Annotated in this window: 9 protein-coding genes; 8 read left to right on the top strand and 1 reads right to left on the bottom strand. The window is 59.0% G+C overall.

The window, feature by feature from the left end; genetic code table 11:
* Positions 1 to 23 precede the first annotated feature (23 nt).
* Positions 24 to 248, top strand: a complete 225-nt coding sequence (locus M0651_RS23750) for a YezD family protein (RefSeq protein WP_248554141.1) — start codon at positions 24 to 26, stop codon at positions 246 to 248.
* Positions 249 to 339: 91 nt separating this feature from the next.
* Here M0651_RS23750 and M0651_RS23755 read toward each other — a convergent pair whose 3' ends face one another.
* On the bottom strand, positions 340 to 1,278 hold the full coding sequence (locus tag M0651_RS23755) for a hypothetical protein (RefSeq protein ID WP_248554142.1): 939 nt from the start codon (positions 1,276 to 1,278) through the stop codon (positions 340 to 342).
* A 134-nt stretch (positions 1,279 to 1,412) separates the two neighbouring features.
* Here M0651_RS23755 and M0651_RS23760 point away from each other — a divergent pair, with 134 nt between their 5' ends.
* From M0651_RS23760 to M0651_RS23790, 7 genes are all read left to right on the top strand, one after another.
* A complete protein-coding gene (locus tag M0651_RS23760) occupies positions 1,413 to 1,841 on the top strand; it encodes a GNAT family N-acetyltransferase (protein WP_248554143.1) in 429 nt (142 codons plus the stop codon).
* 89 nt (positions 1,842 to 1,930) lie between these two features.
* Positions 1,931 to 2,737 carry a sulfite exporter TauE/SafE family protein gene (locus M0651_RS23765; protein ID WP_372491048.1) on the top strand — a complete coding sequence of 269 codons (807 nt, stop codon included), beginning with the start codon at positions 1,931 to 1,933 and terminating at the stop codon, positions 2,735 to 2,737.
* A gap of 1 nt (position 2,738) precedes the next feature.
* The gene (locus M0651_RS23770; protein ID WP_248554144.1) at positions 2,739 to 3,116 is read left to right on the top strand and encodes a DUF1634 domain-containing protein; all 378 of its coding nucleotides are present in this window, start codon (positions 2,739 to 2,741) and stop codon (positions 3,114 to 3,116) included.
* Between the two features lie 375 nt (positions 3,117 to 3,491).
* A complete protein-coding gene (locus M0651_RS23775; protein WP_248554145.1) occupies positions 3,492 to 4,160 on the top strand; it encodes an NAD(P)-dependent oxidoreductase in 669 nt (222 codons plus the stop codon).
* A gap of 48 nt (positions 4,161 to 4,208) precedes the next feature.
* Positions 4,209 to 5,849: an NAD(P)H-hydrate dehydratase gene (locus M0651_RS23780; protein ID WP_248554146.1), complete on the top strand. Its 1,641-nt coding sequence runs from the start codon at positions 4,209 to 4,211 to the stop codon at positions 5,847 to 5,849.
* 162 nt (positions 5,850 to 6,011) lie between these two features.
* Positions 6,012 to 6,554, top strand: a complete 543-nt coding sequence (ssuE, locus tag M0651_RS23785) for an NADPH-dependent FMN reductase (protein WP_248554147.1) — start codon at positions 6,012 to 6,014, stop codon at positions 6,552 to 6,554.
* A 168-nt stretch (positions 6,555 to 6,722) separates the two neighbouring features.
* Positions 6,723 to 7,325 (top strand): P-loop nucleotide/nucleoside kinase family protein, encoded by a 603-nt coding sequence (locus M0651_RS23790; protein ID WP_248554148.1) that lies wholly within the window; start codon positions 6,723 to 6,725, stop codon positions 7,323 to 7,325.
* The last annotated feature ends 42 nt before the right edge of the window (positions 7,326 to 7,367 follow it).

Raw genomic sequence — 7,367 nt, forward strand, 5'->3', positions numbered from 1 at the left:
TATATAAGGGGAGGGGTAGGGGGATGGCGAAACCATTGAAACTCGACGAAATCTGGCTGGAACGGATCGCGGAACTGCTGGGCGGCATGGAATTCGGTTCGCTAAACATCGTCGTTCATGAAGGCCAAATCGTGCAAATGGAACGCACGGAGCGCAAACGTTACGAGTTAAATTCGGGCAGCGCCTCCAGGGCTTCCGGTATTTCCCGTCATACAGCCAAACCTTTGCGCGAATCCGGACAGCGGTAAATCGCTGAACGGATTCCATAAAACAACCCCGATTCCGGGCGGTCAGGCAACAAAGCCTGCCCCGCCTACAAGGAATCGGGGTTGTTTGTGTTTATTGTGGCGTTTCGCCTTCTCCTAGTCGGCCTTCCGCCTGCACGGCTCCAGGAAGGGGAATTTCGCCAACCCCCGGTGCCATCGGCAGCGGGTCGTGGCCGACGTACGGACGCGCCTTCCTCGGCTTGCGGCTGTTTAAGCGGAATCCGCCGAGAAACAGAAGCAGTTGGGCGCCCAATATATAAGGGGTGAACTGGCTCCCAGCTAAATGGCCTGCGGCCAACACGGCGATCAAGGCGGCCAGCAGACGGGCGGGTACTGCGTTGTCATGCCGATTTCGTCCACCCATGATGGCCATGTACAGCAGCAGCAATGCAAACCAGCAGGAGGTTAATTGTATCCAGCCGGTCGCCAGTTCCCATACGCTTTCGGTTTGCGTCTCGCTGGAGAAGCTCGTACCCAGCAAACGCCATAACCAAAGCAACGTTAGAAAGAAAGCGGCGGCGAACAACACCGGCAAAAGAGGCCGGAGAACGCGCCAGAGCCAACTTCCCCAGCCGGGCCGTTCTATCAGGCGAAGCAACTTGTCCCGCTCGGCGATGAGAGCCTCGCTTTCCCGCTCGATCGTTCTCAGCAGCAGGGGGAGGCGGGCTGCATCGCCATCCTCGACGAAGGCGGCGATTTGCGCCAACAGATTCTCGCTGGTATAAGGCGCGGCTCGGCAAGCGAGCAGCTTGTCTCGTAGGAGGCCTAGGTCCGGGTCCAGGGAAGTTTGCGATGACAGATCCATAGCCGTCATTAAAGACCCGGCAGCCGAAGCATAACGATCCAAAGTGGAGTTAACGTATTCCAGCCGTCTGTGTTCATCCCGGTCGATTTTGCGGCGTGTCGCACCGTAAAGCGCGAGAAACGCAGATAACGCCAGAAAGGCAGCAATTGCGGAATGTTCAGTCGTCTGCATCCAGGTAACCCATTCCGATAGTGACACGGTGATCACCCTTTCCATATTCCTCCTATCACTATTGCACACGTGCCGTTTGGATTCAAGCTTGGTTCAAGAGATTTGCAAATATGGTATACTTGGAAACTGATGAAAACTTGTGAAAATAAACGGCAGACGGAGGGAACAACATGAATGAACGACAACCTGGTGGTGAGGTTAAAATCATTCGCGTAGCGCCTGAGGTTAGCGATTATCTGCGGCTTCGAGAGCAAGCTGGAATGAGCCCGCGCAGCGCAGAAGGAGCAGCCACCGGCTTAGCCAACTCTTTATTTGCTATTTCTTTACATGATGTATCGGGGTTGGCGGGAATGGGAAGAGTTGTCGGCGACGGCGGGTGCTTTATGCAAGTTGTCGATATTATCGTACGTCCGGATCTTCAGGGAAGAGGCCTGGGTAAAATGATCATGAAAGAAATCATGAGATATCTGGAGGGGCATGCGGCGCCGCTAACTTACGTCAGCCTGATCGCCGACGTCCCGGCGGATGCATTGTACCGGCCCTTCGGCTTCGAGTACACCTCTCCCGGCGGCCTCGGGATGTATTGGAGAAAGCATTGACATGGGGGCGGCCTTAGGGGCAGGCCATCATGATCGTAAAGGACAAAGGAGATGCCGTCGGATTGACTTCTACAGTAATTGAAATTTTCATGATCGCCATTCTGGCAGGAATCGTCGGCTCCGTTCTCGGATTGGGCGGAGGAATCATCGTAACACCGGCGCTGACCCTGCTGTTTGGCGTTGACATCAACCACGCGATTGGGGCGAGTATCATCTCCGTCATCGCAACATCAAGCGGCTCAGCGGTGGCGTATATCCGTGACCGAATCACCAATCTGCGGGTCGGCATGTTTCTGGAGATCGCCACGACCGTCGGGGCGATCACCGGCGCGTTTATCGGGGCATTAATCGCCCCGCGGTTTCTGTATATTATTTTCGCGCTGCTGCTGCTGTACTCCGCGTATGCCATGATCAAAAAGGGCAAGCAAGAAGTTCCAGAGAACGTCCCGCTGCATCCGGTAGCCCAAAAGCTCGGATTGCAGGGCGAGTATTACGATAAGGCGCTGAGCCAAACCGTCGCATATAACGTGGATCGGGTATACGAGGGCTTCGGGGTGATGTACGGCGCGGGCGTCATTTCCGGACTGCTGGGCATCGGGAGCGGAAGCTTCAAGGTCATGGCCATGGACGTATTTATGAAAATGCCGCTCAAGGTGTCGTCCGCGACCAGCAACTTTATGATGGGCGTGACGGCGGCGGCCAGTGCAGGTATTTATTTGCTCCGCGGCGACATTATACCGATCATTTCGGCGCCGGTAGCGCTGGGTGTCCTGATTGGTGCAACCGTAGGGTCGCGCCTGATGCAGCGGATGAAGAGCAAGACGATTCGCAAGCTTTTTATCCCAGTCATGGTGTACGTGGCCTTTCAAATGATCTACCAAGGATGGAGGGGTTGATATGGGTGGCCCTAACGATGCGGCGCAAAGCCGCACCTTCGAAATTGAGACGGCAATCAGCAAAATGCTGCGAATCGGTGTTATGCTAGCCGCAATCGTCATCGTAACTGGACTCGTCCAGTATTTAGTCACCGGCGACAGCGGGTATCCGGGGGATACGTACCCGACCAGTTTTGGCGCCATGATGTCCGGCTTGGTGGCTTTCAAAGCTGCAGCAGTGATTCAGACCGGCCTTTTGCTGCTTATTTTGACGCCGGTGTTCCGTGTCTTCATCTCTTTGTTTCTGTTTTGGGCGGAGCGGGATTACCGGTATGTGATCATTACCGCGGTGGTGTTCGTCATTTTGATTTTGAGCTTTGCGTTAGGAAAAGCAGGATAATGGAGGACGATTGTATGTGGGGTACGACGTAAAAGCGAGCAATCCCCGATTTGTTGCAAATTAGGCAACATATCCGTGCGCCCCGAACCAGTTTAGGTGAAAATGCTGCAAAAGGTGCAACCTTTCCGGGCACATCCGCCAACTTTGGCTGAAAATGTTGCAACAATGACAACAAATTAGATCCATCCCGGCACGGACCGACCCAAATGTTGCACAAACAGCAACAATCGGTCAGTTACGGGCGACATTGGGCTTCTCTGGCTGCGTGGCGGCGGGGAGGCCCTGTTCTTTTGGACTTGCCGGGGCAGGATGATTATAATGAAAACAGCAAAACCTGGGAATGCCATCCAATGCGAGGAAAGGGCGAAACGATAGATGAAGATTGTATTATTTGGTGCGACGGGTTCGATTGGAAAAAAAATTGCGGAGGAAGCGTTACGGCGCGGACATGAAGTTACGGCAGTGGTTAGAGATCAGGCGAGAGCGGCCGAGATGGGGTTGCTAAGTCTCGTCCCTGCGGACACCAAGAAGGCCGGGCATTTGGCCCTAGAAGAAGGGGATATCCTGGTCCCCGACTCCATCGCCCGGCTGGTCCAGGGACAGGACCTCGTGATCAGCGCGTATGGGCCGCGCTTCGGGGAAGAGGACGAACTGCAGGAAGCGACGCGTTCACTGATTGAAGGAGTTAAGCGCGGCGGGGTTCGCCGGTTAATCGCCGTTGGCGGGGCGGGCGGCCTTGAGGTCGCACCGGGAGTAAAACTGATGGATACGTCGGAGTTCCCGGAGGAAGTACGGCCGCTGGCCCGGGCTCATGAAGAGGCGCTGAGCATCTACCAGGCGTCGAATCTGGAATGGACCGTGTTGAGCCCGCCGGCGCTCATCGAGCCGGGGAAACGCACGGGCATGTTCCGCTTGGGCCTGGACCGCTTGGTCACCGACGAGCGCGACAATAGCCGGATTACGGCGGAGGATTATGCGGCAGCCCTGCTTGATGAAGCGGAGGACCCGTATTATGTCGGCACCCGATTTACGGTGGGGTATTAGGAGAGAGCTGTTTGGTGTGTAAGTAAGATCAGGGGGAGGGGAGAAGCGATGAGAATGGTGACGTCGGAGCAAATGCGCGCCATTGACCGCCATGCCATCGAGCAGATCGGGATCCCGGCGGTCGCCTTGATGGAGAACGCCGGACGGGCGATTGCCGAGGAGGTGCTGGCCTTTTGTCGGCTGCGGCGGGAAGGTCGGCTGCCGGAGCACCCGGCGGAGACGATTCGCGAGCGTCAAGCCGGGACGAACGGCGAGGAGCGGGACTCGGCGCAGGAGCACCCGGCGGAGCATTGGTTGATCCTCGTCGGCAAGGGGAACAACGGCGGCGACGGTCTGGTGTGCGCACGCCATCTGGCGGATGCAGACGTGCAGGTGAGTCTGCTGTACGCCGAGGAGCCGGAGCGACTCGGCGGCGAAGCCGGGCTGCAGCACAACATCGCTGCAGCCCTGGGGCTGCCGGGCGAGGTGTACACGCCCGGCGCGGTGGCCGCGGCCCGATCCCGCGGGGTGACGGGGATCGTGGACGCGCTGCTGGGCACCGGGGCGAAGGGCGCGCCCCGGGGAGACTACGCCTCCCTCATCCGGGAGGCGAACGAAAGCCGGCTGCCGATCGTGGCAGCCGACATCCCCAGCGGGCTGGACGCCGATACCGGCATGGTCCACGACCCGTGCATCCAGGCCCGGATCACCGTGTGCCTCGCCTTCCTGAAGACGGGGCTGACGCAATATCCGGGGGCGAAGGCCGCAGGGGACGTGATCGTCCGCTATATCGGCATCCCCCGCGCGCTTCCGCCGGGCTTTGCGGCGGAAGTGGGGGTGCTGCTCACCGAGGAGTCGCTGCGCGGCGAGCTCGGGGTGGACCCCGGCCGGCGGCGCGAGGCCGACGGCCATAAGGGCACGTACGGGCACGTGCTGCTGGCGGCAGGCAGCCTCACGATGAGCGGCGCCGGCCTGCTGGCCGCCAAAGCCGCGCTCCGCGCCGGCAGCGGCCTCGTCACGTGGGCGCTGCCGGAGGCGCTGCTGCCGCATGTGCTCGGGGCCGTGCCCGAGCTGATGCTTGCGCCGGCTACCGGCGATCCCGGCGCCGGCGCATGGAACGCAGCCGCAGCGCCCGAGCTGCTGCGGCTGCTGGCGGCGCGTGACGTGCTCGCCGTTGGCCCGGGGCTGGGCCGCTTCCTGGGCGAGGACGGCTTCCTGCGCGCCGTGTGGGAGGGCGCCCCGCGTCCCCTCGTGGTGGACGCGGACGCCCTGAACGTCCTCGCCGCCGCGAACGGCTTAGCGGCGTGGCAGCGCCGGGAGGCGGCGACGATTCTGACGCCGCATCCCGGCGAGATGGCCCGGCTGGCCGGCCTCTCTACGGCCGAGGTGCAGCGGGACCGCATCGGCCTGGCGCGGCACTTTGCCTTGCAGCACGGCGTGACGCTCGTGCTCAAGGGCGCGCGCACCGTGGTGGCGGCCCCGGACGGCCGTGTGTTCGTCAACGTCACCGGGCACCCCGGTATGGCGACCGGGGGCTCGGGGGACGTGTTAACCGGCCTGATTGCCGGGCTGCTGGCCCAAGGCCTGAACGCCGTTCAAGCGGCGGCGTTCGGCGTCTATCTGCACGGCCTGGCCGGCGAACGCGCAGCCGCCGCCCGCACGGGCAACCCGGCGTCGCTGCTCGCCGGAGACATCATCGAGGCACTGTAACTCGCCCCGGGTTAAGATAGTCCTGCTGTCAATCGGGGCATTTGACGCCCCGTCTGCATTGACTTTTCAGGCAAATCTTGATAGCATCGTTTTAAAATTTAGGGAATTCGTCAGGGATTCGAGGGAAGGCGAACGTCCGAATGAGACAAGGGGAGACTCCATATGAAAGTTACGGTGATTAACGGCAATCCAACACTGGGATCTCGGTTGGGGGCGGTGATTTCGCTGACCGAGGAGCTGCTGCGCGGCGAAGGTTTCGAAGTCAGTCACTTGAACGTGGGCGAATTGCCGCCGGAGGATTTGATCCATACCAAATTTGAAAGCGAAGCGATCGTTAAAGCGAATGCACTGGTGGCCGGAGCGGACGCGGTGATTGTGGCCAGCCCGGTCTATCAAGCGTCGTATACCGGCGTATTGAAGACATTCCTGGACCTGGTGCCGCAAAAGGGCCTGGCCGGGAAAGTGATCCTGCCGCTCTTTATCGGGGGCAGTCTTGCGCACTTGCTGACGATCGATTACGCGTTGAAGCCAGTCTTGTCCGTGCTGGGCGCACGATATATTTTAGGCGGCGTGTATGCGGTGGACACTCAGGTGGCGCGTACCGATGCCGGTGGTTTCGAAATCGCCGAGGAGCTGCGCAGCCGGCTCGAGGATAACGTTAAGGAGCTCGCCCGGGAGACACGGCTGCGGCAGCAGCAAACTTAAGCCATCACAATGGCGCGTGGAACATGAGCTTAAGTCGCCGGTTGCCGGGAACTTCCCGGGCCGGTTTTTTTTGTGGCGGCAGCCAGCGGCGCAAACAGGTGAAAAGATGATACAATAGGACAAAATACATAACTGCTCGTAATTGCCGAAGGAGGATATTTAGACATCATGTTGAAATTGGTCTTTTTCGTAGGCGTCGCCGGAACGGGGAAAACGACGGTGGCCCGCAAGCTGGCAAGACGGATGCCGGCGGCCTTTTTGGACCGCGATACCGTTGGGGGGCGCTGTGTGGAAAAAATGTTGGAGATGAATGGTCTGGATGTGAACGACCGGGACTCTGAATTTTACAAGAAACACCTGCGTGACCTGGAATACGATACGACGCGGGACATCTGCATTGAGAATTTGGCGGCCGGCCAAAACGTATTTATGATCTCTCCGTTCACGGCGGAGCTGAAGAACAAAACGTGGCTCGAAACACTCCTTCAAGAGGCGGGATTGTCCAAGAGAGAAGTGGATGTCAAGGTCGTGGTCGTCGCGCTGAAGGACATGGAAACCCAAAAGGAAAGAATCATCGATCGCCGCACAGACCGCGATACCTGGAAGCTGGAGCACTGGGATGATTTCAAGCACCGCGTGCAGTTCGTGCCGGAGATCAATTGGGATATTCCGGCTTCCTCTATCCTAGTGTTTGACAACAGCGGGGATCTGACGGAGGAGAAGGTGGACAGCGTATATCGTTTTGTCCTGGGAGAAGAAGGACAAGGTTAATCCATGAAAGAGAAGCCCTTTCTGCGTTAAATCGCAGAAAGG

It is taken from the genome of Paenibacillus mellifer (genome assembly GCF_023195895.1).
Taxonomy (GTDB): domain Bacteria; phylum Bacillota; class Bacilli; order Paenibacillales; family Paenibacillaceae; genus Fontibacillus; species Fontibacillus mellifer.

Excerpts from the sequence above, each read along its gene's own strand:
- M0651_RS23770 (WP_248554144.1), top strand. The coding sequence starts at position 2,739 with ATGGGTGGCCCTAACGATGCGGCGCAAAGCCGCACCTTCGAAATTGAG.
- M0651_RS23760 (WP_248554143.1), top strand. The coding sequence starts at position 1,413 with ATGAATGAACGACAACCTGGTGGTGAGGTTAAAATCATTCGCGTAGCG.
- M0651_RS23765 (WP_372491048.1), top strand. The coding sequence starts at position 1,931 with ATGATCGCCATTCTGGCAGGAATCGTCGGCTCCGTTCTCGGATTGGGC.
- M0651_RS23790 (WP_248554148.1), top strand. The coding sequence starts at position 6,723 with ATGTTGAAATTGGTCTTTTTCGTAGGCGTCGCCGGAACGGGGAAAACG.
- M0651_RS23775 (WP_248554145.1), top strand. The coding sequence starts at position 3,492 with ATGAAGATTGTATTATTTGGTGCGACGGGTTCGATTGGAAAAAAAATT.
- M0651_RS23780 (WP_248554146.1), top strand. The coding sequence starts at position 4,209 with ATGAGAATGGTGACGTCGGAGCAAATGCGCGCCATTGACCGCCATGCC.
- ssuE (WP_248554147.1), top strand. The coding sequence starts at position 6,012 with ATGAAAGTTACGGTGATTAACGGCAATCCAACACTGGGATCTCGGTTG.
- M0651_RS23750 (WP_248554141.1), top strand. The coding sequence starts at position 24 with ATGGCGAAACCATTGAAACTCGACGAAATCTGGCTGGAACGGATCGCG.